22 protein-coding genes are annotated in these 26448 nt (G+C 41.4%); all 22 read right to left on the reverse strand.

The features are described from left to right. Positions 1-2: 2 nt before the first annotated feature. The gene (locus HMPREF1516_RS02845; RefSeq protein ID WP_000763405.1) at positions 3-776 is read right to left on the reverse strand and encodes an NUDIX domain-containing protein; all 774 of its coding nucleotides are present in this window, start codon (positions 774-776) and stop codon (positions 3-5) included. A 1-nt stretch (position 777) separates the two neighbouring features. Then, on the reverse strand, positions 778-1557 hold the full coding sequence (gene pnuC, locus HMPREF1516_RS02850; protein WP_000736883.1) for a nicotinamide riboside transporter PnuC: 780 nt from the start codon (positions 1555-1557) through the stop codon (positions 778-780). A 9-nt stretch (positions 1558-1566) separates the two neighbouring features. Continuing rightward, entirely contained in the window at positions 1567-2625 is a 1059-nt protein-coding gene (locus HMPREF1516_RS02855; RefSeq protein ID WP_000730567.1) for an AAA family ATPase, read from the reverse strand. A gap of 333 nt (positions 2626-2958) precedes the next feature. Beyond that, positions 2959-6123, reverse strand: coding sequence for a GAG-binding domain-containing protein (locus tag HMPREF1516_RS02860; RefSeq protein ID WP_033605758.1), 3165 nt, complete (start codon positions 6121-6123; stop codon positions 2959-2961). Positions 6124-6205: 82 nt separating this feature from the next. Beyond that, entirely contained in the window at positions 6206-6733 is a 528-nt protein-coding gene (locus HMPREF1516_RS02865; protein ID WP_033605759.1) for an isoprenylcysteine carboxyl methyltransferase family protein, read from the reverse strand. Between the two features lie 108 nt (positions 6734-6841). Then, positions 6842-8182: a sensor histidine kinase BgrS gene (bgrS, locus tag HMPREF1516_RS02870; RefSeq protein WP_002877614.1), complete on the reverse strand. Its 1341-nt coding sequence runs from the start codon at positions 8180-8182 to the stop codon at positions 6842-6844. Continuing rightward, positions 8179-8832: a response regulator transcription factor BgrR gene (gene bgrR / locus HMPREF1516_RS02875; RefSeq protein ID WP_001024193.1), complete on the reverse strand. Its 654-nt coding sequence runs from the start codon at positions 8830-8832 to the stop codon at positions 8179-8181. Before bgrR ends, bgrS begins: the two co-directional genes overlap by 4 nt. A gap of 252 nt (positions 8833-9084) precedes the next feature. Continuing rightward, positions 9085-11517, reverse strand: coding sequence for an ATP-dependent Clp protease ATP-binding subunit (locus HMPREF1516_RS02880; RefSeq protein WP_033605760.1), 2433 nt, complete (start codon positions 11515-11517; stop codon positions 9085-9087). 1 nt (position 11518) lies between these two features. Continuing rightward, positions 11519-11977, reverse strand: coding sequence for a CtsR family transcriptional regulator (locus tag HMPREF1516_RS02885; protein WP_001211263.1), 459 nt, complete (start codon positions 11975-11977; stop codon positions 11519-11521). Positions 11978-12095: 118 nt separating this feature from the next. After that, entirely contained in the window at positions 12096-12824 is a 729-nt protein-coding gene (locus tag HMPREF1516_RS02890; protein ID WP_033605761.1) for an ABC transporter ATP-binding protein, read from the reverse strand. Then, a complete protein-coding gene (locus tag HMPREF1516_RS02895) occupies positions 12824-13831 on the reverse strand; it encodes an ABC transporter substrate-binding protein (protein ID WP_033605762.1) in 1008 nt (335 codons plus the stop codon). The genes HMPREF1516_RS02890 and HMPREF1516_RS02895 overlap by 1 nt, the downstream gene beginning before the upstream one ends. Before the next feature lie 35 nt (positions 13832-13866). Continuing rightward, positions 13867-14625 (reverse strand): ABC transporter permease, encoded by a 759-nt coding sequence (locus HMPREF1516_RS02900; RefSeq protein WP_084647634.1) that lies wholly within the window; start codon positions 14623-14625, stop codon positions 13867-13869. After that, entirely contained in the window at positions 14588-14878 is a 291-nt protein-coding gene (locus HMPREF1516_RS02905) for a thiamine-binding protein (protein WP_033605763.1), read from the reverse strand. The genes HMPREF1516_RS02900 and HMPREF1516_RS02905 overlap by 38 nt, the downstream gene beginning before the upstream one ends. A 276-nt stretch (positions 14879-15154) precedes the next feature. Further along, entirely contained in the window at positions 15155-17788 is a 2634-nt protein-coding gene (gene polA, locus HMPREF1516_RS02910) for a DNA polymerase I (RefSeq protein ID WP_033605784.1), read from the reverse strand. 84 nt (positions 17789-17872) lie between these two features. Next, on the reverse strand, positions 17873-18982 hold the full coding sequence (locus tag HMPREF1516_RS02915) for an N-acetylmuramoyl-L-alanine amidase family protein (RefSeq protein ID WP_033605764.1): 1110 nt from the start codon (positions 18980-18982) through the stop codon (positions 17873-17875). A gap of 90 nt (positions 18983-19072) precedes the next feature. Further along, positions 19073-19348 (reverse strand): Veg family protein, encoded by a 276-nt coding sequence (locus HMPREF1516_RS02920; protein WP_033605765.1) that lies wholly within the window; start codon positions 19346-19348, stop codon positions 19073-19075. A gap of 1 nt (position 19349) precedes the next feature. Beyond that, a complete protein-coding gene (dnaB, locus tag HMPREF1516_RS02925; protein ID WP_000852476.1) occupies positions 19350-20702 on the reverse strand; it encodes a replicative DNA helicase in 1353 nt (450 codons plus the stop codon). A gap of 43 nt (positions 20703-20745) precedes the next feature. Beyond that, the gene (rplI, locus tag HMPREF1516_RS02930) at positions 20746-21198 is read right to left on the reverse strand and encodes a 50S ribosomal protein L9 (protein WP_000864202.1); all 453 of its coding nucleotides are present in this window, start codon (positions 21196-21198) and stop codon (positions 20746-20748) included. Then, positions 21195-23168 (reverse strand): DHH family phosphoesterase, encoded by a 1974-nt coding sequence (locus HMPREF1516_RS02935; protein WP_033605766.1) that lies wholly within the window; start codon positions 23166-23168, stop codon positions 21195-21197. The genes rplI and HMPREF1516_RS02935 overlap by 4 nt, the downstream gene beginning before the upstream one ends. Positions 23169-23343: 175 nt before the next feature. Then, the gene (locus HMPREF1516_RS02940; RefSeq protein WP_256283325.1) at positions 23344-24324 is read right to left on the reverse strand and encodes a nitronate monooxygenase; all 981 of its coding nucleotides are present in this window, start codon (positions 24322-24324) and stop codon (positions 23344-23346) included. Between the two features lie 64 nt (positions 24325-24388). After that, positions 24389-25306 carry an MBL fold metallo-hydrolase gene (locus HMPREF1516_RS02945; RefSeq protein WP_033605767.1) on the reverse strand — a complete coding sequence of 306 codons (918 nt, stop codon included), beginning with the start codon at positions 25304-25306 and terminating at the stop codon, positions 24389-24391. Between the two features lie 3 nt (positions 25307-25309). Further along, positions 25310-26440: an acyl-CoA dehydrogenase family protein gene (locus HMPREF1516_RS02950; RefSeq protein WP_050595433.1), complete on the reverse strand. Its 1131-nt coding sequence runs from the start codon at positions 26438-26440 to the stop codon at positions 25310-25312. Positions 26441-26448 lie beyond the last annotated feature (8 nt).

Here is a 26448-nt window from a genome sequence, read left to right on the forward strand (position 1 = left end):
TTTTATTTCAATCGATAGGTTTTCCTTGGTTTCTTTTTGGGTACTCGTTTGAGCCCGACTTCTTCTACATATTCTCCGTATTTTACGAGAAAGTTATTGCTGACGATGGGCCGACCAGGATTGATGAGATTGACCAGTTCAGTCCCTTCGTAGACAGTGAACTCTTCCTCCAGCAGATAGAGGAAGGTCGGATTCCAGTCAAGACGGCCTTGGATTCGTTTGATGGATTCTTGGATAATGGCATAATGGTCAAAGGCGAAGGCTTGCTCCTCCAGCTCCACTCCCTCTAGGAAGCATTTCCCCGTCTGAAAATCGACATCTACGAAAACAACATCCTTAGCATCGTCTCCTGCCTGAACGAGGTCTAATGCACGACTAGGTAGGTACACCAAGTGGGCAATGGTCACTGTCCAGCCCCGTGGATCACGCCCAGGGGTCGATACGGTCATCAATTGCTCGATTTTTTCCAAAGGTAGATCGAGATTGACTTCTTCACTCACCTCGCGCTGACAGGCATGTGCAGCATCTTCTCCCTTGTCCATAAAGCCTCCAACCAGAGCCAAGCAGTTTTGATAAGGGTGGGCCTTGCGACGGATCAGTAAGAGCTTGATCTTTCCTTCGACAAAGCAGTAAGCCACCATATCCACTGTCACACTTGGTTTTTCATATTGAGGGAGTTCCTGCCTGTAGTACCAGTCTAAAAACTCCTCCTGACTGGCATGGATTTCATAATATTCTTTTTCCGTCATTCCTTCTGGAATCTTTATGTCTGCCATCTTATGCCTCCTTTCGAACTGCCTTGGTCCATTGGTACCATCCCACTAGACTGTTCAGTGTGTAAACCCAGTACATCCCTTGAATGTGGATATTTTCACCCCACCAGAGGTAGATACTAAAGAGATTGGTTGCAATCCAGAAAATCCATTGCTCGCGGTAAAGACGTGTCATCAAGAGCTGACCAACACCATTGGTCGCATCGGTAACACTATCACGGAAAGGGCGAGCACTATGGATACTTTGGTAAGCAAAGCCCATACCAATCCAGATAATGGCAGTCAAGACCAAGTACTTGAGCCAGTCAAGAACAGATAATTTCTTAGCTTCAAAGTGGGATTCTTCTGGTTTTCCTTGGTCATTGATACGATTGGACAGCCAAGCATAGAGACCAATCGGCTGCATGACAAAGAAGTAAACAGTCGTCAAAACTTCTCCGTAAAAAGTCGCATTCATGGCCAAGATCAAATAGATAGCCGAGTTAATGGTCCCAAAGAGATAATTGCTTGCACGACCTTCTGCTACCAAGATAACACAGACAATCCCAGTCCAGGATGCAAACAAGCTCAGCCAGTCATGACTTTCCGTATTTTGCGTGAACTCTAAGATCAAGGGAACACTTGACAAGGCGATGAGATACAACCACTGGAAAAGGCTACGGCCGACAAAGAGATCTTTCCAGAGCAGGCGCATGATCCCTGCAAAACCGATCTTGCGGGCTTCTTCATGGACATTTTTAAAGTTTTCGATAAATTGTGTGATTTTTTCGGTTAGTTTTTTCATAATTTTCTCCTAATCTGCTTGGTAAATGGCATCAATAGCCACTTTTGCTGCTTCATAATTACCTAGGTAATCCTCCGCTAGATAAACTAAAGGAATGGTCGTTAAGTATAGCTCCCTCATCTGGTCCAAATGCTGGGAAAAACTGTAGCGAATGTGGTCTTCTGCCATGGTCATATCTCTAAATCCGTCATTGACATAGGAGCCAACAGGCTGCACAAAGAGAATCAAGTCCCATTTTTCCTTGGCCAAGATAGAGGCAAAGAGATTGTCAAAGGTTTCTCCTGATAAGTTCCCTTGGTCCCCTGTCTCCATGTAATAGTCATAGTAACCCTTGGTTACCAAGGAGTTGGTATCGGCTATCACTAGACCTCGATTGGCATTACTGTCAATTAACTTAGAGGTCTGGTCATACTGCCCTAAAAGGAGATAGTAGTAATCTTTTGGAGTCAATTCATCGTCGCGGACATTGTTTTTAATCTGGTACTCACGTGCGTATTCCAGACTAACGGGCGCATCGTAATACCTTGCCAAATCCTTGGCCAGAGTGGTCTTCCCATTGCTAGCACTTCCCATAATCAACACTTTCTTTGTAAACTGACGACGGAAGGGCTGAGCGATGTATTTCCAATATTTGCTTGGATTTTCTCGAATCATAGTCGCTGAGATACCAAACTTTCTTTCTTGCAAAACGGTCTCAAAACCACGTTTAGCTAATTCTTGCTGGTATTCTTCTTCTCCCACAAAAAAGATCAGTTCTTGCTTGGTTTCATCATAGGAAATCTCCGCTAACATCTGGTCCAACCACTCCTGCCAGCCCATAGGGTAACGAGGAAGCTTGGTTTCATCTAACTTGCAGACAGAGGTCAATTCGTCATCACGAAAAGCCTCTCTGATATAGCGAAATCTTTTTTGAAGACTTAAACCTACCTGCTCACCTCGGTCTCCCTCGTAGCCTGAAACGACTACCCAGACCTGGTCACACTGACGCTTCGCTCGCTGGATCAGATCGATATGCCCTTGATGGAGAGGGGCAAAGGTCCCAAATACCACTGCTGTTTTCTTTTTCATAAACGCCTTACCTTTTTATAGTTTTTAATATTTTTGTTTTCTGTGTTTTTATTATATACTATATTTTTGTTTTGTCAATAGTTTTTTATTACTTTTTATAAAAAGGTAACAAAAAAAGAGAAGGCCATCTTTATACTGCCCCTCAAAAGTTGGACATAAAAAATCTAACTTTTGCGGTTCACTAGCCTTCTCTTTTTATATCTTAGATTCATCTCTATATGAAATAACTTATCATTATTAGATACCAATTATAAGTAAAATCTTTGGAATCTTCAATGGTTAACCAATCAAATGCTAAATATCGAAAGTGGATATTTTTAAAAATCTGAATCATTATTTTCTTCTTTTCATCGCGATGAATGAAGTTCCAATCAAACCAAGGAGACCAAGGATCTCAAGAACTAGATTAGACGCCACTCCTGTAGATGGCAATTTCTTCTCAGTTGCTGATGTAGGATTTCCTTTTGCTACTGTTTCATTTTCAGTAGCCAATGATTTATGATTAACTTCTTTATTCTGGAATTTTCCAGTTCGGCTCTCTCCTATCTGTGTTTGACTATCTTGGATAGACGGCTTAGTCTGCTTAGGTGTAGTGACATTTTGATTCTTAGAAAGTGTCTTAATCGCAAACAAACTGAAGTGGTTCGTTTTAAAAACAACTTGCCCATTTTCAACTTTAGAAGGAATACGCTCAAGGTCGCCATTTTCCTTTACGTGATAGACGTGAACATCTGAGCCAGTCTGCCCAAGCGCGAGCCGAACAGTTCGTTCTCCATTGACATGAGTTTCCTTGCCTCCTTTAGAAAGAGATAAGTCAAACACACGAACTGTTCCCCCTCCTGTTTTACGAGCAATTTTATCAGCCAACTCTTTCGTCGTTACTTCCTTGAGATGTAACTTATCAGCATCTGTAGGTTTATCAAATATTACTGAGACTTTCGTCTTGCCATCTGCTGCCGTAAAGATTTTATGTGTCTTTGGTTGTGCCGGTGTATGTGGTTTCTTGCCTTCTGGTTGAGGACTTGGTTGCATATCTGGTTTTGGAGCAGATGGCTTCTGATTTTCAGTACCGGGTTGTGCCGGCGTGTGTGGTTTCTTGCCTTCTGGTTGAGGACTTGGTTGCATATCTGGTTTTGGAGTAGATGGCTTCTTATCCTCAGTACCAGGTTGCGCCGGTGTATGTGGTTTCTTACCTTCCGGTTGAGGACTTGGTTGCAAATCTGGTTTTGGAATTTCTTTCTTATCTTCTTTCTTTGGCACTAAGTTGGCCTTCGCTACCTTCAATTCAGATAAGCTCTTCTGAAGCTCTCCTATCTGAGTATCTAGCTGCTTTTCTGTAATATTTACTTGTTCTAGAAGCTCTTTCCCTTGTTTAATGATTTCGCTTGCGCGATTTCTGACCTTTTCATAAGCAGAACCAGCTTCTCCTGTTAACTTAGCTCCATCTGGGACTGTCTTCATTTCTTCTTCAAGCTGGCTGATAGCCTTCTGAAGTTCCACAATCTGCTGAATCTTATTAAAGGATGGAAGAAATTCATTCTTAAAGTAATCCGCTAGATATTTCCCTTCTAAGGTAGCATAATTCTTATTCCACGTTTGCTTAATGCCTGATTCAAATTCTTTTTCTAGACTAGGAATTTTCGCGTATTTTTCTCGATACAAAGCGACTTGTCTTGTCATCTTTTCGATTTGTGCATGGATTTGATAATAGATAAAGTCATCTATAAACGTTTGGAGAGTTTTGGCAGTGTATGAACCTTTTTCTAACTGTTCTCTAAATGCTTTTATTTTATCAGGAGCAATCTTTTTAGAATCCTCCCAAATATCTTTTTTCTGCACCTTATAATCACTGTTATTTTCTGGTAACTCTGGATAGTTATTCACTTCAGCCAAAGCTTGCTCTAGTTTTTTTAGCTCTTCCTTAGCCTTATTCTTCAAAGATTCTATCTCTTTCGTTTCTTCAGTCGGTGTCTGAGATTTCCCATCTTTAGTTGGAGGAATATGACCTTCCATATCAGGCTTTCTTTGAGGCTCAGTTGATTTCGTTAACCCTTTTTTGAATTCCTCCACAGTAGCATTTAGCTCTGACTTCGCTGTTTCTAGAATCCGATTTAGTTCCTCTTTTGTTTGAGCTTTAGAAAGCTCTGATCTATATTTATTTACAATTCCTAAGGCATTTTTAATTAATTCATCAAATTTAGACTCATACTCAGATTTCAGATCTTTTTTAGTTCTATCCAACAGCTCACTCATGTGATTAGAAAGCGATAGATTAGCTTCTGAAATTTGTTTAGCTAAATCTTGCTGATCAGTCTCCTTAGCACTTCGTTTGTCTCTAGGTTTCGTTGTCTCTTTATTGCCATTAGATGACTTGAGTTTTGCAATCTCATCAAGAAGACTGTGTTTAGCCTTCAGCACCTCTTCATTTTTCGCGGCCTGATCGAGTTGCTGAAGCGCCTTTTTTTCCAACTCGCGTAACTGTTTGATTGTGGCATCCTCGTTTGCTTCTTCTTTGTTTAGTTTTTTCTCCTTTATGTTTTCGTCCACTTGTTCATTGACGTAGTTTTGAATTTCTTTTTCAACGTAAGCTTTGTAAGATTTGAATAACTTACCTAGATCAGCAATAACTTCTTGTTTAATCGTTTGGAGTGATTTATCCGACTCGTTCTTAAAATCATTTACAATTCGCTCTTTGATTTTATTGATTTCGCCTACTAAAGAACTTTTATCTTCTTCGGTGATACCTTTTGTAGTTGCCATATCGCTAATCAATTTCTTTTGATGGTCGAGTTCTTCATTGATTTTTTTGAAAGTATCTTCCAGCTCTCTATAACTATTCTCCAAAGTTTCTAGGTTATCACGGTCATCTTCTCCCTCAATCTCTTTTATCAAGGAATCTTTCCGCTCAGTTGGTAGGGTACTTTTTCTGATTTCTTCTTTTAGACGTTTTTGAATTTCAGCGACCGCACCTGTGTTCTCTTTTGTAGAAGTATCGTGAGACTGTTCCGAGCTCTCCTTAGTCGGAGGAACTACCTTGTTTTCATCTTTCGATTGATTTTCTTTTTCCTTCCTTTCTTGTTCCATATGCTGCTTTTCATGGTGTTCTAGTAAGTCTAGGTGAAAATCATTATCTATCGAAAGCAAGCTTTCTGTATCATTCGCCTGTTCGATTTTCTGCTGATATGCTGCTTTTTTATCTGTAGGAAGGTCACTTTCCGCTAGCTCCTTTATTAATTTTTCTTTTGCATCTTTCAAAGTTTCTCTAGCTGGTTCTGTTTTTTTATTATTTTCAGAAAAAGTTTCTTTGTTTTCTCCTGCCTTACTCTTAGATGAAGTTTGCTCAGTGACCTTGGCACTATTTGTAGGTGTACTAGAGCTCATCTCACCAGCATGAGCAACACTCCCCATAAAGAAGCTAGCTACTAGTACACTAGCTACTCCTACACTAAATTTACGAATGGAATAACGCATTCTTCGTTCATGATTTGATTTAAACATATCTATATCCTCCATGATTTTAATTAACTACAGTATATCCTGCTAATATGAATTGTATATGAAATTTGCTATATTATTTTCGCTATCCTTTCATTCTTCCATTAGGAATGATAACTTCTTGCAGTAATTTCTCTTCTTCTGCTATTCTTTGATAAAGAATAACCGCATAGACAGGAAAAATAAAGATAAAAGTTACGTAAGCATGACTCACCAAAGCTAAACCAACTAGCTCAGGAAGAATATTTAAAAAGTAATTGGGATGTTTCACAATTCGAAAGAGAGGATGATCTACATATTTGTGATTATTGACAAGCATAAGCTTAACTGTCGAAATATCCCCTAATAGGTGAATGACCAGCAATAACATCAACATGGAAAAAATAAGCAAAACTAAACCAACTATGCTCATGCCATCAAAATTTGTCTTGTGCACCATTGCTTCAACGAAGCAAGAGAGATAAAAAACAATATGAGCCATCGTTAATCGTTTTGTATTCTCAACTCCAAATTCTTTCCCACCATTGCTAAGGATTCGTTTTTCATTCTCCATCGAACGTTTTAAAAAAATCAATCGAACGAGGAAGGTTACTAAAATAATCGCTAATACCATACCAGTATCCTTTCTTTTTTCTATATTTAAAATAATATTCTCATGTTAAACCTATGTGAACTTTAACAAAAAAGAACGGAGAGATTTCCGTTCTTTTACTTTATACAACTAATCTGCTTGCAAGTAAATTTTAAATTCCATTCCCTGTTCATAAGGGAGAAAACTATAGGACATTTGATAACTTTCTAGGATGTTATTCACGATATAGAGTCCTAAACCAGACCCTTCAGACTTGTCTGTAACAACTTGAGAGTGGTAAAAAATATCAAACAAATGATTCAACTCTTCTTGATTAAGAGGTTGGCAGGTATTTTTGATAGAAAGATAGCCATCTTGCTCGGATAGGATTACGCGCCCATTTTTATCTGAATATTTAATTGCATTACTAATCAGGTTTGTCAAAACCTTATCCAATGCCTTGAGACTCATGATGACCCTAGTAGCATCTGTCAATTGATTTTCAATTTCTATTCCTCTTGAGCGTGCTAATTCCTGATAGCGAGATAAAACATCCGTCAAAACAGTCTGGACTATCAAGGTCTCGCTACACTCTGTCCACTCTTGGAACTTAGAGGACTCCAAGACTTCTTCAAGCAAGTGACTCATTTGATCAATTTGATCGATACTCTTTGCTATATACTTAGGGTGGTCTTTATAATCCCCAATATTGTACTGCATATTCTCTAGAATAATTCGAAGACTGGCTAAAGGGGTTTTCAACTCATGTGACGCTCCACGAACAAAAGAAACTTTCTGCTTTTGCAACCTGATAATCCGTTCATTTCTTCTCTCAGATTCATCAATGACTGCCAACAAGTTTTCATACACATCATTGATTTGCTTTCCAACTTCCCCAACTTCATCCTTTCGCGTTTCATCAAAGCGAATATCATGATCCAACTCCTGCATTTTACCTGTAACTTTTGAGATATAAAAGAGAGGCTCCAATAAACGTTTCGTATAGAAGTAGGAAAAGAGAAAAGCAAATACAAGCGTTGCTAGAAAGGTATAAGGGAGATAGAGAAGCATAATCCGTGTTGCCTCTTTATAAATATCCACACCTTGAATAAATTGAATGGTTACCTTTTTACCATCAGCTGTCGTAATCTGACGGTCAATCGTTACGATATAGTTAGTGGGGCTGCCTTCCTTTATTTCCAAGTCGTGCACAAGGGAAATTCTCTTATCCAGTACATCATCTTTCAAATGGGCAGAGATACGAAGAGATTTCGAATAGGACTCCAGCAAACTAGGCAGTTCATGAAAATTTTTGCCTTCTAAGTACCTGCTCATAATAGTCGCACTCCCATTAAACTTCTCACCCTCTTGCTGAATGTAATAAAAAGGAAAGGTCAGATAGATGGCAATGTGGATGACCAAAGCGATTGCACCTAAAAGCGAAAAACTTCTTAAAAATGATTTGGTTAATAATTTAGGGTTTTTTATCATAAGCTAATTTTATATCCGGCATTTTTCACTGTTACAATGCAATCCAGATCCAACTTCTTACGAAGATTTCGAATGTAAACATCAACTACTCTATCAAGAGGCAAATCTGCAAAATCATTTGAGATAGACTCGAGTATCTGCTCTCTACTCAAGACCTGGTTCTTATGTTGGATCAAACATTTTAAAACCAACAATTCTTTCGGCTTAATTGCAACCTCCTCGTTCTTGACTCGGGCTTGGTAGGATGTGAAATCCACTGTCACATCTTGATAATGCCAAATATCCTCCACAACATAGTAACGCCTAAGCAAGGCTTGAATCCGTTTGACTAGGAGCACCAGTGAAAATGGTTTTGTCACATGATCATCAGCATAAAGGTCAAATACCTGCATCTGAGTTTCCTCATCTCCGAGCGCACTTAAGACGATTACAGGAATATCATGATTTCCATTAATTTCTTTTAAAACCTCAAATCCACTCCGCTTCGGTAACATCAGATCCAAGACCATCAGATGAATCGGGAACTCATGAAATTTCTCCAAAGCCTCCTGCCCATCCTTTGCTAGAATAACATGATAGCCTTCTTCTCTCAAAAAAGCAGCTACCCCCTCTCTAATCATATCCTCATCATCTACAACTAAAATGTTCATCTATTTCCCTTCTTAACCTATCTAAAATTCACTCTTTTGCTAGGTTTACATTATTTTCATTTCATACGCAAAAAAAGAAACAGGGCTCTATTGAAATGGTGGAAATTTCAGGAAACTCTGCTCTTTTTCATTCTATACAAATCTTAATATCTATTCTTATTATAACCAATATTTACATATTGTCAACTTGTTTCCTTTGGTTTCATAAAAATAAATACAAAAAGAATCAGGATTGCTCCTGATTCTCCATTTTTAAGCAATATCAAATTTTAATTGACCAGCTTTGACACCAATCTTGAGAGTCTTGCCTGCTACCAGTTCCCCCTTAAGAAGGAGTTCTGCCAACTTGTCTTCCACTTCTGTTTGCAGTGTTCTGCGAAGTGGGCGAGCTCCCATTTCTGGATTGTAACCTTGACTAGCTAGTAACTTCAACGCTGAAGCTTGCAGTTTCAAGTCGATGCCTTTCTCTGCTAGGCTAGCAATCAATGGTTTAACCATGATCTTAACAATTTCTTGCATATGCTCGCTATCCAAGCTGTGGAAGACCACCTTTTCATCAATACGGTTAATAAACTCTGGTCGATAAGTTTTTTTCAACTCTTCAAAGATTCGTTTTTCCATATTTTCCTGGTCAAAACGAATGTCTTTCGCGCCAAAGCCAACCGTCTTGTCATCACGAAGGGCTGTCGCACCAAGGTTTGACGTCATGATGATAATGGTATTTGAAAAATCCACCTTGCGTCCCTTGCTATCTGTCAAGACACCGTCGTCCAGAACCTGCAAGAGAACATTAAAGATATCTGGGTGGGCCTTCTCTACCTCATCAAAGAGGAGCACTGAGTAAGGTTTGTTGCGAACCTTCTCGGTCAACTCCCCACCTTCTTCGTAGCCTACATAGCCCGGAGGAGCTCCATTGAGACGGCTAGCTGCGAATTTCTCCATATACTCACTCATATCAAAGCGGATAAGGGCTGATTCGTCATCAAAGAGGACTTCTGCCAGAGCCTTGGCCAATTCGGTCTTACCAACACCCGTTGGTCCTAGGAACATAAAGGAACCAATCGGACGCTTGTGACTGCGAATTCCTGACTGATTGCGGCGAATGGCACGGCTAATACTTGAAACAGCTTGATCTTGGCCGATGACACGTTTGTGCAGTTCCGCTTCCAAATTCAGGTATTTCTTGGCATCCGTTTGTGTCAGTTTTTGAACTGGAATTCCTGACAAGCGACTCAAGGTAGTCAAAATATCAGATTCTGTCACCAAGTCTTTATAGATAGGCAATTCTTGTTCTTTTGCGATTAGCTGGCTTGCTTGTTTCCACCTGCCATCCATCAAGGCCTTGTCAGCTGGACTCAAGTCAGATTCGTCTGCTTTCACATGCTTGGATTTGTTTTGCACAGTTGCTGCTGCCTCATCCAAGAGGTCGATAGCAGAGTCTGGCAAGTGACGACTGGTCAGGTAACGATGTGCCATCTTAACTGCTGTTTCGACAGCTTCATCTGTGATTTTCACACGATGGTGTTTCTCATAGGTAGCCTTCAACCCTTGCAAAATAGTCATGCTATCAGCTAAACTTGGCTCTTCAATCGTCACTTTGGCAAAACGACGAGAAAGGGCTGCATCTTTTTCGATGTGTTTTTGGTATTCTTCCTGAGTGGTTGCACCAACCGTTCTCAAAGTTCCTCGAGCCAAGGCTGGCTTCAAGATATTGGCTGCATCCAGAGTCGAATCAATACCGCTACCAGAACCCATGATGGTGTGGAGTTCATCGATAAAGAGGATTACTTTGCCATCCTCCTCGATATCCTTGATGATGTTGTTCATACGCTCTTCAAAGTCACCACGGAAACGTGTCCCTGCAACGACATTCATCAAATCAAGCTCCAAAACGCGCATCTTAGCCATTTCAGCTGGTACATTCCCACTAGCAATACGCTGAGCAAGTCCAAGTGCTAAAGCTGTTTTCCCGACACCCGCATCTCCAACCAAGACAGGATTGTTCTTGGTCTTCCGACTCAAAATCTGAATCATACGTGAGATTTCCTTGTCTCGACCGATAACTGGCTCTAACTTGCCAGAACGCGCTTGCTCCGTCAGGTCATGCGTGTAGTCCTCTAGACCACCACTTTGAGCTTGAGGCATGCCCATCATATTGGCCATGGAATTTTGCTTGTCAGTTACTGTGCGATGACGTTGACGCAAAGCCTTGAGATCTTCTCTTGTCCATCCTGCACGCTCTTCTAGATTGCGACGAAGAGCAGCAATTCTAACCTGATCTTTCTGGTCTTCATAAGAAAAGCCTGCTCTCTCCAAGATGCGAGTCGCCAAGGCATTGCCATCATGCAAGATTGCATAGAGGACATGCTCTGTCCCTAGTACCTTTGCGTGGACCACTGAGGCCACATACTCTGCTTCTGCAAAGAGAACCTCCAAACGATGGGAAAAGGGCAATTCCGTAAAGGTTTCGTCTTGACTATAGTCCGTTTCAGTCAGTTCCAACGCAACCTCTTCTAAACGGTCCATTTCATAAGGATAATCGTTTAAAGTCGCACCTGCCACACTGTAACTGTGATTGGACATGGCAATCAACAAATGCCAAGACTCTAGATATCGAGCTCCAAAATGGCCCGCAACCATGTAGGCACTTTCGATACATTCATTCAATGCTTTTGAATAGTTCATCTTACTTCTCTTTTCTATCTACCTCTTGTAATAGCTGTCGGAGCATATTGGCACGGACAACTGAGGATTCTTCCCCTAGGACACGATCTGTTGCTACTGAAGTCAGCAAGGTCATTTCCTGCTTGGTCATCAAGTCCTGCTCCACCAAAAGCTGGAGAATATCCTCATAAATCTCCTGACTAACTCGCTCACCAATCGAATAAAGCAAATCGCGGAGCATCTCATGATGACTGGAAAATTCAATCCGCCCTATGCGAATGTAGCCTCCACCACCACGCTTGCTCTCAACCAAGTAACCTCTACTTTCCGTAAAGCGTGTCTTGATGACGTAGTTAATCTGACTTGGCACAACCTGGAAGGTATCAGCTAACTGGCTCCGTTGCAATTCCACGATACCAGACTGGTCTAAAATCGCCTTGATATAGGCTTCGATATGATCTGATGTATTTTTAAATCTCATAGTAAATCAAACTCCTTCTTTGAACCTTGACCATCTTTGACTATTATACCGAAATTTTTGATTTTTTTAAAGAAAAAGGGCGCTGGTAAAGGATAATCTTCACCAACTCCCTATTTTTCTACTTATCTAGGCCTAATTCTGCTAATATTTGCCGTTTGTAGGCAATCTTTTGAACTTCCTTGTCCTCACCTTCAGACCACTCTAGTTTAATTTCTGAAACAATCTGCCCGGGGCGGTTTTTCAAGATATAGATGCGGTCGCTGAGATTGAGGGCCTCTTCGATACTATGCGTGATGATCAAGGTCGTCAGCTGCAACTGCCTGTGAATCTCAAGATACCAAGCATGGAGTTCCATCTTGGTCATCTCATCCAAGGCGCTAAAGGCCTCATCCAAGAGAAAGAGCTTGTGCCCAAAAAGGTAGGTACGAAGTAAGGCCACACGCTGACGCATCCCACCGCTAAGTTCATGAGGATACTTATCCCGTACAGCTGTCAGCTGGAAGGTCGCAAGGATTTCATCTGCTTGGGCAATGGCCTCCGCCTTATCCACCTTTTGAATCAAGAGGGGCAGTATGATATTGCCAAGCACCGTCTTGTGCTCCAAAAGGAGATCCTTTTGTAACATATAACTCACGCGCCCCTTGGGATTTTCTTCGCCATCAAGGACAATTCGCCCAGACTGGACTTCTAAAATCCCAGCGATTAGGTTAAAGAGGGTGGTCTTTCCAACACCACTTGGACCTAGGATAGAAACCACTTCACCTGAAGTCACCTGCAGGTTGATGTCCTCTAAAATCTTTTCATTGTCGTAGGCATAGCTTACCTGTTCTAGTCTAATTTCTGTCATTATTTTACAAATTCGTTAGTGAAGCCTTTGTCAGTCAAGTCTTCTTTAAGGATGCCATTTTCTTTATCCCATTTGTAGAAGGCATTCCAACGGTTTGCGTCAAATTGTCCCCATTTTTCCTTGTCGCTTGCGTATTCTTTTGACAAGTATTTTTGAGATTCGATGACAAAGTCACGTTTTTCCTTAAGTTCAGGTGCATTCTTAATGAGGATATCTGCAGCCTCTTCTGGATGTTCCATGGCATATTGGTAGCCTTTTTTAATAGCTTGGATGACTTTACGAGCTTCTTCCTTGTTATCTTTGAGATAGTCGTTGTTTGCGATGATAACGGGTGAGTAGTAATCAAATTCCTTGACATAGTCTTTCAAATACATGAAGTTAGCATCTACGCCTTGAGATTTGGCAAGGATACCATCCCAACCGTAGTAGATCCAAGCAGTGTCAAAGACACCATTGGCAATCGGTGTGATTGAGTTTGAGTCGTTGTTTGGTACTTTTTCGACCTTCTCAAAGTCTCCACCTTGAGATTCTACCAAGGTTTTCAACATAGCCAGTTCCGTTGGGTCATTCCAAGTTCCGTATTTCTTACCAACCAAGTCTTTTGGACTGGTGACATTGTCAGACTTACGAGAGATGATTCCTGATGTATTGTGCTCAACGATAGCGGCAACGGCAGTGATTCCTGCCCCTTTTTCCAATTTCTTAGCCATGTAGTCTTGGAAATACACTGCAAATGGTGCCTTGCCATTGATAACCAAGTCAGAAGAACTTTCTTCAGGTGGCAATTTCAAATCAACATCCACTCCAGCTTCTTTGAAATAACCTTTTTCCTTGGCAACATAAAGCCCTGTGTGGTTAGTATTTGGCGTCCAGTCTAGGATAAAGTCAATCTTCTTGAGTTCTGCTTCTTTATTGTCCTTAGAAGCAGTCCCTTGACCACAAGCCACCAGCACGACAGCTACAAGAGCTGTCACAAGCGTTAAAAACACTTTCCATGTTTTCTTCATTTTCATTTCCTCTTTTCTTTTTCTAAAACGCTCTATTAAGTACGTTTCCATTTAATCACGTATTTTTCACTAATATCGACCAACTTCATACCGATAAGGCTGATAATCGACACCAGAATAATAATGGCAAACATGGTATCATACTGAAACAGTTTCTTGGACTGAATCATGTAGACACCTAGTCCTTCAAAGCCTCCCAACCACTCAGATACCACGGTTGTGATAAAGGCGTAGGAGACACTGACCCTCAGACCTGCATAAAAGTAGGGCAGGCTGACAGGGATTTTAAAATGCCACAGGATTTGCCAAGGGTTTGCACGCATCAGACTAAACAAGGTCAGCATATCCTTGTCACAATGTCTAAAACCGTCCAAGATACTGACGATGATAGGGAAGGTTGTCGTCAGGATAATCAAGACAATTTTGGGCAAAATTCCATAGCCTAGCCACAAGACCAAGATAGGAGCTATAGCAATGGTCGGAATAGTCTGGACAACCACCATCATAGGGTAAATCAGATCATTGAGCCAAGTCAGACTGTCCATGAGCACAGCCATGAGACAGGCAATCAAGACACCCAGCACTAGACCGAGTAAAGCCACTCTCAAGGTCGCCCAACTATGGTGCCAGAGAAATTCTCTGTCACGAACAAAGGACTGGAGAATCTCAAGAGGAGTTGGCAGGATAAACTTGGGTAAAAGTTTGAATATTCCCGCTAACTGCCAGACCGACAAGACTCCGAGAAATCCCAAAAGACTAATCTGTCGTCTCATCATACTTTTCAAGTTTCTCATCGATGCTTAAAATCTCTCCTACATTTATTTTGACATTGGCAAAGACATTATCTGCCTCCTGCCCAGCCACTTCAAGCGCTTCTTTGAGAATGCGCATGAGCTCATCAAACTCCCCTTCCAAGACCGTTTCAAATGGTGTCACCACCATGGTCACGGACTGAGCTTGCAGATAGGTAATAACCTGATCGATAATAGCAATTCGATCAATCCCCTGTGATAGGGGCAAGACTTGCAAGGCAATGCTTGCTTTCATAAAAACCTCCTTTTCTCAGGTTTCCTTTTGACAAAAAGAAAACCCCTTCCATATATGGAAAAGGTGCAGAATTCGGCTAAGTATCGTTCCCTACGCTGGCATTACCCAGATCAGGTGCGGTCGAAGTTTAACACTTCCTCTCAGACTGTACACAGACTCCCATATCTTATATGGACATATAGTAACGCAAATACAAGGAAAAGTCAAGGAAACTGCTTACAGAAAATCATGAAAAAGAGTTTGAAGGCAAGTACTTCAAACTCCATCATATCTTTCTTATTTAGCCTCGTACCAAGTTGCTCCTTCATTCTCATCAGCGATCAGGGGAACACTGATTTGGATGGCTTCTTCCATGGTTTGTTTCACTAGAGTTTTGACGGCTTCTAGTTCTGATTTTGGAACCTCAAGGACGATTTCATCATGCACTTGCAAGAGCATCTTGGTCTGATAGCCACCTTCAACTAGAGCTTTGTCTAGCTGAATCATAGCAATTTTGAGAATATCCGCCGCCGAACCTTGGATAGGAGAGTTGATAGCTGTCCGCTCTGCAAAACCACGAATGTTAAAGTTGCGCGAATTGATATCTGGTAGCTCTCGACGACGCTTGAAAAGGGTCTCTACATAGCCCTTATCACGCGCCTCACGCACCACCTCATCCATGTAGTTTTTAATACCTGGGAAGCGTTCAAAGTAAGTGTCAATGTAGGCTTTAGCCTCTTTACGGCTGATGCCCAGATTATTAGACAAACCAAAGTCTGAAATCCCGTAAACCACTCCAAAGTTTACCGCCTTGGCATTACGACGGTCGTTTGGAGTCACATCCTCAGGACGTTCAATTCCAAAGACCCGCATGGCCGTCGAGGTATGGATATCTGCCCCCTCTTGAAAGGCCTTAATTAGGTGCTCATCCTTGGAAATATGAGCCAAAACGCGCAACTCAATCTGTGAATAGTCCGAGCTGAGCAGCACGCTATCTTCCCACTCAGGTACAAAAGCCTTACGAATGAGACGGCCTTGTTCCAAACGAACAGGAATATTTTGCAAGTTTGGATCCACACTAGACAGACGCCCTGTCTGAGTCAAATCCTGCACATAGCGCGTGTGAATCTTGCCATCATCTAAAATCCAATCCTGCAAGCCAATCACATAAGTCGATTGAATCTTAGCAATCTGACGGTAATCGAGGATTTTCTTAACAATAGGAGCAATAGGAGCCAGACGCTCCAGCACATCCACGGCTGTCGAGTAACCTGTCTTGGTTTTCTTGGTGTATTCTAGAGGAAGTCCCAGTTTTTCAAAGAGAAGGACACCTAACTGCTTAGGGGAATTGATATTAAACTCTTCACCAGCTAACTCGTAGATTTCTTGAGTGAGTTGCTCAATGACGACCTCATTTTCAGCTTGCATCTCAAGTAGGGTTTCTTTTTTGACCTTGATCCCAGCAATTTCCATCTTGGCAAGGACAAAAGCCAGAGGTTGCTCCATGTCATAGAGGAGATCTAACTGCCCATGTTCACTGAGTTTTTCAAGTAAAACCGGCTCAGTCTCAACCAATACAGCAATCTTGCGAGCCAAGTGCTCCAAGAATTTCTCACGTTCAGGAATTGCCCTCTTGACCCCCTTACCATAGAAAGTCTCATCATCGACCAAATAAGTCTGGCCATAGAGATTCGCAATGGTTGAAATTTCATTATTCTCGACAGTAGAGAGGAGGTATTTGGCCAAACGGCTGTCAAAAGCAGGAGCCTGTAAATTCAAACCAAAGCGATTTAAAAGAACCTTAGCTTTCTTAAAATCATACACTTTCAGAGGTGTTTTTTCTAAAAATTCCTTGAAAATCGGTTCCTGCAAGAGCTCAAGTTTGTCTGTAGCGTAAAGTTTATCCCCACAGGACCAGGCAAAACCAACCAAGTCATCTGTATGATAATTCTCACCAAAGAGTTCAAAGTGGAAGATAGAGTCTGCGCTCAGCATGTCTTGACTAACGTGGTCAACGATGGCGAATTCCAAGCTTTCAGGCGCATCCGTTGATGACACATTTAGAGCTTGCTTGAGCTGTTTGAAGCCCATCTCATCGTAGAATTTCCCAAGATTTTCCACATCTGGGCCATTATAGACCAAATCATCAAGGCCAATCTCAATCGGTGCCTGAGTCTCAATAGTCGCCAAGGTTTTAGACAGGAAGGCTTGTTCCTTGTCATTGATGAGATTTTCCTTCATCTTCGAAGCCTTCATGCCATCGATATTTTCATAAATACCCTCTAGCGAACCGTGTTCTAGCAAGAGCTTTATGCCTGTCTTTTCACCAATCTTAGTGACGCCAGGGATATTATCAGACTTATCCCCCATAAGGGCCTTGAGATCTATAAACTGAGACGGTGTGAGTCCCATCTTCTCCATAAGATAAGCTGGTGTAAAGGCCTCAAACTCAGCCACACCTTTCTTGGAAATCTCGACCACTGTGTGCTCATCCGTCAACTGGATTAAGTCTTTATCTCCGCTGACGATTGTTACATCAAAAGATTCATTTTCAGCCAAGCGACCCAGAGTCCCGATGATATCATCCGCTTCATACTGCGGCAACTCATAATGGCGAATTCCAAGATGGTCTAGCAACTCACGAATGAAGGGAAATTGCTCACGAAACTCATCTGGAGTTTTCGCACGCCCACCCTTGTAGTCTGCATACATCTCTGTTCGAAAGGTCGTCTTACCTGCATCAAAAGCTACCAAAACATGACTAGGCTCAACTCGCTCTAAGACATGATTCAACATGAGTTGAAAGCCATAGATTGCATTGGTATGAAGGCCATTAGCATTTTTAAAACGATCCAACTGCTGATAGAGCGCAAAAAAAGCTCGAAAAGCAACTGAAGATCCATCAATTAATAATAATTTTTTCTTGTCCATACACCCATTATAAAGGAAAGCAAGGAAAAATACCATCGGAAAGAATAGGCAAATGGTAGTGAAGTTCTCTTTTTTATATTCTTTCTAGATTCTAGCTCCATTACTATCCACTCGATAGCCATCCACTGTAGTATTCACTGCTAAAGCCCCTGAAGCATTGACGTAGTAAGATTTTCCGCCTACCTGGAACCACTGACTAGACTTCATAGCCCCTGAACTTTCCAAATAGTACCATGTTCCATTTTCCTTGAGCCATCCCGTCTGCATCTCACCTGATGTCTTTAGATAGTACCAATGCGAGTCATACTTTACCCAACCTGTTGACATAGTCCCGTTTTCTTTGAAGTGATACCAACTGCCATTTATTTTCTTCCAACCAGTTGCGAGTTTCCCATTCTCACGGTAATTCCAAATACCGTTTTGCTTCTTCCAACCATTCTCCACCGATTCTGTTTCCATATACTGAACGTATCTCCTCATTCCACTATAGGACAGGTAACTAAGCCACTTATAACCGTCCTTTTCTACGATTTGATCGTAGCTAACATTTTCACCAGGATAGTAGTAGTCGATAACTTGCGCTGTACTTGACGGCTGGTCCATAATCGGCGATTTCCCCGTGAATACTATTGTCCCGCTGGACGGAAGCTCTGAGTTACGAGAACCCTCACTCACACTATGGGTAGCGGATAAATCCCTGAAATGAATAAAACCTGTCATCGAACTAGCCTTGACTTTTCGACGGTTATACTTTTCTCGAACCCCATAGTTATACTCTTCGATTTCAATCGTATCCCCTGATACATTTGATACCCAGGCCACGTGCCCATAATAACCTTCTGTCGACCAAGCAATAGCTCCAACTTCTGGCTTAGTATCCACACGGTAGCCTTCTCGCCTTGCACGATGTCCCCATTCATTCGCATTTCCGTAAGCAGGAGGAATCTCAAAGCCATTTACACTACTCAAACGAAAGGCCGCAAAAGAGGTACACTGGCGAGAATACATCCGCCACTGGTCGATTTCTACACTACCATTTTTGTAGTGAAGCGGATAATCATCTCCACGCGCTACACTGTCGGCTTGAACCGATTCCCCACCAAACAAAAAGGTACTCGTAACGAACAAAGTAGCCAGCCCTACACTCAACTGAGTACATCTACTCTTCTTAACTCCTGATTTAAAAAACGTCATTCATTCTCCTTAATAATATAAATTTCTGAGGTTACCCTCGTTTATACTATTCGGGAGAAAAAGAAAAAAGTGAGCAAAGCTCACTTCATTTTAGAATTCTTGGTCTAGATAGCGAATCAAGTTCTTTTCTGTCAAGATATCTGAGTAGGTGAAGGATTCAACATAGACATTAGCTTGTTTATCTCCCTCAACATCCCCAAATTCAACGATAAATAGAGATGGATAAACCTCAATTAGCTTACCCAATCTATTTTTTTGGCGCTTACGGCCATTTTCCAAAGTCATTTCAACGACTTGTCCCTCATGTGCCTTGATTTCTTCTTTGATTTTTTTCATCTTGGCTACATCTGTAAATGCATCTGACATCTTATGCCTCCCTCTTTGAAATACTTGAAAATTTATTGTATTCTTTTTGGAAAATCAATTCCACCGTTCCGCGAGCTCCACTACGGTTTTTCTCGATGATAACCTCAACCTTGTTATTTGGAATTCCTTCCTCTTCTTCACCAGCACGATCGTAGTAGTCGTCACGGTATAGAAAAGCTACGATATCCGCATCCTGCTCGATAGAACCCGATTCACGAATATCAGACAAGACTGGTCTCTTATCCTGACGCTGTTCCACTCCACGAGATAACTGACTAAGAGCAATGACTGGAACTTTCAATTCCTTGGCTAGAATTTTTAACTGACGAGAAATTTCAGAAACTTCTTGTTGGCGGTTCTCACGACCAGTCCCTGTAATAAGCTGTAGGTAGTCTATCAAAATCAATCCTAGATTGCCCGTTTCTTGAGCCAGTTTGCGTGACCGCGAACGAATTTCCGTGATCCGAATCCCTGGCGTATCATCGATATAGATACTCGCGTTGGCTAGGTTCCCTTGAGCAATGGTATACTTTTGCCACTCCTCATCAGTCAATTGACCCGTACGGATAGAATGAGACTCCACCAAGCCTTCGGCCGCCAACATACGGTCTACTAGACTTTCCGCACCCATTTCCAGTGAAAAGATGGCAACCGTCTTGTCCAACTTAGTCCCAATGTTCTGAGCAATGTTCAAGGCAAAGGCCGTCTTACCAACTGCTGGTCGCGCCGCTAGGATAATTAGTTCTTCCTCATGGAGACCTGTCGTCATATGGTCCAAATCACGGTAACCCGTTGCAATACCAGTGATATCCGTTGTTTGTTGTGACCGAACTTCTAGGTTCCCAAAGTTGATATTTAGAATATCTCGGATGTTCTTGAACCCACTACGATTGGCGTTTTCGCTAACATCAATAAGCCCCTTTTCAGCCTGAGCGATGATTTCATCTGCAGGCTTAGAAGCTTCATAGGCTTGGTTGACAGACTCTGTCAACTTGGAAATCAAGCGACGTAGCATGGCCTTTTCGGCTACGATTTTAGCATAATATTCCGCATTAGCTGAGGTTGGTACAGAGTTGACAATTTCGACAAGATAGGACAGGCCGCCAATATTTTGGAGATCCCCTTGGCTATCCAAAATCGTCCGAACTGTCGTCGCATCAATTGCTTCCCCACGATCCGACAAATCTACCATCGCTTGGAAAATCAATCGATGAGCATACTTAAAGAAGTCACGAGAATCAATGTATTCTCGGACAAAAACGAGCTTACTCTCATCTATAAAAATAGCCCCCAAAACAGATTGTTCTGCTAAAATATCCTGAGGTTGAACTCGCAGTTCCTCTACTTCTGCCATCCGACTTTCCTTCCTTTTACAATCTTGTCAAGAAGTTGTAAACTTAGCCTTCTTTTACACGAAGATTGATGACACTTGTAACATCTTGATAGATCTTCACTGGTACATCAATCAAACCTACTGCTCGAATTGGTGCTTGCACTTGAATATTGCGTTTGTCAATCTTAATACCAAACTGCTTTTGCAATTCTTCTGCAATTTTCTTGTTAGTGATGGAACCAAATGTACGGCCATCTGGTCCAACCTTTTCAACAAACTCTACAACTGTTTCTTCTGCCTCAAGCTTAGCCTTGATGGCTTTTGCTTCAGCAATCATTTCAGCATAAGCCTTTTCTTCTGATTTTTGTTTTCCACGCAACTCACCCACTGCTTGAGCAGTTGCTTCCTTGGCCAAATTCTTTTTAATCAGGAAGTTTTGAGCGTAGCCAGTTGGCATTTCCTTAATTTCGCCTTTCTTCCCTTTTCCTTTAACATCTGCTAAAAAGATTACTTTCATTCTTCTTTCTCCTTTTCCTTTAGTTCTTCCAAGATTAGTTGAGTCAATTTTTCTCCCGCTTCCGACAAACTCATGTCCTCGATTTGCGCAGCTGCTAGATTAAAGTGACCTCCACCACCCAGCTCTTCCATAATGCGTTGCACATTGATTTTACTACGACTTCGAGCCGAGATAGAGATAAATCCTTGTGTATTTTTTGCCAGAACGAAACTAGCCTCAATGCCGGACATAGCTAACATAGCATCAGCAGCCTTACTAATAACAACGGTGTCATAAGTGGTTGAGTCCTTAGCTTGGGCAATCAAGATATCTGAACCTAACTTACGACCTTGTAAAATGAGTTCATTTACCTCACGATACTCTTCAAAATCTGTCGCAGCAATCTCCTGAATAGCAATACTGTCACTTCCCCGTGTTCTCAGGTAGCTAGCCACATCAAAGGTTCGGCTCGTCACGCGAGATGTGAAATTCTTGGTATCCAGCATCATACCAGCCATCAAAACACTGGCCTGCATACGACTCAAACGATTTTTCTTAGAATTTTGGAACTGAATCAATTCTGTGACCAGCTCACTGGCACTACTTGCTCCACTTTCAATATAGGTGATGACTGCATTCTCAGGGAAATCCTGATCACGTCTATGATGGTCAATAACAATAGTTTGAGTGAACAAATCATAAAAATCTTTTGACAAGGTTAAAGCCGTCTTGGAATGATCCACCAGAATCAATAATGAACGGTTTGTAACTAGCTTCATCGCATCTGTAAGAGATAAAAGTTTCGTGACATCTTCCTTCTTCAAGAACTGAATAGCACGTTCGATATCTGCTGGCATATGGTCTGCATCGTAGACAGCATAACTGTTCTCAATAATATTACTTGCAAACAACTGCATACCAACAGCAGAGCCCAAAGCATCCATATCTAGATTTTTATGACCGACTACAAAAACTTGGTCAACACTTCGAATCTTATCAGAAATGGCTGTCATCATGGCTCTGGTACGTGTACGAGTACGTTTGATAGATGCAGCAGTTCCTCCACCAAAGTAGACAGGATTCTTGGTTTCGTTATTTTCCTTGACCACCACCTGGTCACCACCACGAACTTCTGCTAAGTTCAAGTTGAGCAAGGCAATTTTCCCTATCTCTTCATGATTTCCATCACCATAAGAAAATCCCATACTTAAGGTTAGGGCCAGTTGCCTCTGTTTTGATTCTTCTCGGAAACTATCAATAACAGAGAATTTATCATTCATCAATTCCTCGAGTACTGTGTAATCTGTGAATAAATAAAAACGATCCATCCCCACACGGCGAGAAAACATAGCATACTTACTAGCAAATTCTGAAACAAAATTAGCTACAAAGCTATTGATATGGCTGATATCAGAGTCAGACGTCGCATCCTCCAAATCATCGTAATTATCCACTGAGATGACCCCAATGACTGGACGACTAGTTACCAATTCGACAGTCGCTTCGTACTCCCCAGAAACATCAAAGAAATACAAAACACCCGAAGCCTTGTCCATATGAACAGCATACCGTGTTTCGCCCAAGGTAGCATACGAACCAGGATTCCCAACAGAAGCCTTGATGATGGTTTGAATTAATTCAACATCAATTTCCCCTTCTTCATTCGTCAAAATCAGCTCAGCATAGGGATTAAACCATTCCACTTCGCCACTAGATAAGTCTAATTTCAGGACTCCCACCGGCATTTGATCAAGCAAAGTACTCAAGCTATTTTCAGCTTGATGATTTACGTATTGGATTTGTTCAATTTCGCTCTTTTCATACTGTTTTTTTTGCCAGACAAATAAAAGCAGATAAAGAAGTACAAATAAAAACAAGACACTGATTGTTACAACATTATTTTGTGAAAAAATAATCAGCATTGTTAAGGTTCCGAAAGTTGCAATCCCTAGTAGAATCGCAGAATTCGGAGTTAAATTATTTTTTTTCATTCTAAACCTCTTGCGCATTATTATATCACAAATGCCCTTAAAAAGCGACCTTTAAAGAGAAAGCACTGCTTTTATTATAGTAAGATACTCTTAAAGAAACCATACATAAAAAAGGAGAGCAAATGCCTCGCTCTCCTTTTTCCACATCAGTGCAGAATCTTCCTCCTAGATTACATTATTCACCTAATTCTAGTCGAATGTCTTGTAGGCGCTCTTGCGCCTGTTTCACAATTGATTCTAAAATAGACTTACATGGTTTGATGTCTTTCACCAAACCTGCAATTTGTCCGCTCATCATTGAACCATGAACTGTATCACCTTCATAGACAGCCTTAGATAGGGAACCGATCGTAATTTCTTCCAGTTCCTCTCGGTTTGTACCTTTCTGCTCTAACTCAATATAGTGATCTGTCATCTCATTGCGAATACAACGAACTGGCGCTCCCGCGATGCGACCTGTAACCGCAGTCGCTGTATCACTTGCCGCCAAAATAGCTTCTTTATAGGCTGGAGAAATTGGACATTCTTCTGAAGCAAGAAAAACTGTTCCCATTTGAACTCCTTGTGCACCTAGGGCAATCGCAGCAGCCAGCCCTCGGCCATCTGCCACACCTCCGGCAGCAATGACCGGAATTGATACCGCATCAACGATTTGCGGGATAAGAGCCATTGTATTGGTCTCTCCGATATGCCCACCAGCTTCTGAACCCTCAGCGATTACAGCATCAACTCCCAATTCTTCCATTTTTTGAGCATGCTTGACACTGGCAATAACTGGAATAACCTTGATTCCTGCTTCTTTCAAGTAAGGCATGATATGCTTAGGTGTTCCTGCACCTGTAGTTACCACCGGAACCTTTTCTTCGATGATAACAGTCACAATATCCTTGATGTTTTTCATCATCAACATAATGTTGACACCAAAAGGCTTATCTGTCAACTTTCTCAATTCACGAATTTCTTCTCGCAACTGCTCTCCAGTCATACCACCTGACGCAATAATTCCTAGTCCTCCAGCCTCAGAAACAGCTGCTGCTAGTTGATAGTGGGAGATTTGAGCCATGGCCCCTTGGAAAATTGGATATTGAATCTGTAAAAGTTTTGTAATTGACATATGAGTCCTCCTTTTATTTTCTGTTGATTCTTGTTGGCAAATGGATGCATAGTGCACCAATATCCCCGTCAACAAGAAAATGTTACATTTGTCTCCTCATATTCTGTTATCCTAAAAAATCTGGCTTACGATCCTGCTGATCTGTAAAAGGAATAAGTGGGGGGCGAGAACGTAGAACATAATCTACAAATTCCTTCCCATCCTTGTCAAACTCTACCACCGCGAAAAATTGATCATGATAAAAGAAAAACTTGTAATGATTCTCAAAAGCCTGACGCAACCATTTCTCTTTGGCTAAAATGGATTTCATAGGATAATCATCAACTGCTGGAACCCAGAGAGGCTTTCGATGAACATGTGATAACATCAAGTCCCCCATATGGATCATCGTATCTTTCCCCTGTTTGAGCAAGATAATACTGTGGCCATTGCTGTGACCACTTGTGTGAATCATTTGGATTTCTGGAATGACATTGATATACTCTGAGAAAGTCGTCACCTGATCTTGAATCGGTTCCCAATTCTCTCTCAGATAAGTTCCTCGTGTTCGATTATTAGGGTTTCTCATCTCATACCATTCGACATCATTCACAATAATCTTGGCGTTTGGATACTTGGAAACCAACTCTCCTTGATCATTCACACGCGTCAAGCCACCAGAATGATCATGATGCATATGTGTCATCAGCACGATGTCAATATCTTCAGGCGATAGTCCTAAAAGAGATAAACTTTCTTCTACCCGACTTTCAGTTAAGATTCCTAAGTTGCGCCTTTGTTTATCAGATAATTTTGCTGTATCAAAACTTGCATCTATCAAGTAATTTTTACCCTTGTACTGGATCAAAATAGGATCCGTCAATTCTGCCATCATATTAGCATCATTTGTTGGGTAGTAACGAGACCACACAACTTTCGGAACCGGACCAAAAAGAGTCCCTGCATCCGTCAATTTATCGGCTCCACGTAGCCATGTCAGTTTCATATCATGAAATTGATATTCCTGTAAGGTGAGTTCTGCCATGCTTTACTCCTTTATCCATTGGGCTGCTATTCTTTTACGAATCGAATCCCCAGATTTTCCATAGATTTCAATCGTTTTGGCATCCTTTAGATAACGGTCTATGGGGATGTCATCCAAGGTTTGAAGAGGTCCAATTAATCTAATAATTTCCTCAGAAATCTCAATTGCTACTTTTGTCGTATAAAGTTTTATCTGAGATACAAAGAGAGAATCCGCCTTCATCCTATCCTTGTAGGAAGCAAAGTAAGATTCAGCCGCACACAGCTTAGTATACAAGTCTGCGAATTGATGTTGATAGACTGTCGCATCGATTAATGGTTTCCCAAATCTTCTTTTGACCTTTACAAAAGCCAGACCTGTTTCAAAAGCCAGACCTGTTTCAAAAGCTCCCTCAGAGATACCAATAGAGATTGCGCTTAATCCTAGCTGTAATTTTTTGATAATATCATTTAACTGAGTTTCCCCATTTAGCGTCAATCCTAGCAGACTATCTTCTGGCAATATGACCTGATCAAAAGTTACCGAATTCACAGGCAAACCCTGTAAACCAGGTTTTGCAATATCATCTCCAAAAGCAACTCCCGGTCGAGTCGTATCAACAATGAAAAATCCGTATCCATCTTCTCCGTTAGCTTCCTGAACCTTGGCTAAGATTAACAAAATATCTGTATAGCGGCAATTTGATACAATTGACTTCTTCCCAGTTAAAGACCAACCTGTTTCTGTTTTCCTTGCAGTTGTTGCAATAACCTCCAAGCTGTCCATCAATTTTCCTTCAGAAAATCCCAAGCCAGCTAAGATTTCTCCCCTTACTAATGGTTCTACATAACGCGATTTTTGTTCCTGACTCCCATATCGTAAAATAGGATAGATACCATAACATGCCTGAGTTAGTAGAACAGCAGAAAAAGCAGGAAAATCTTTTGAAATCAAGCGAATAAAGGTTAAAAACTCGGTTCTCAAAACAGAATCTTGACTATCTAAAAGCAAGGAAAAGATATCAAATTGCTCAATAAACTGATAAAGCAATTCTCTAGGGAACTGTTGTTCATCCTCATGAGACTTAAGATAGTCCCGAATCAACACTTTCACATCTGCCTTCAATTCTCGTGCCAGCACGTCATTATAGGTCATCGCATTCA

The sequence above is a fragment of the Streptococcus sp. CM6 genome (genome assembly GCF_000526095.1).
Classification (GTDB): Bacteria; Bacillota; Bacilli; order Lactobacillales; family Streptococcaceae; genus Streptococcus; species Streptococcus oralis_BW.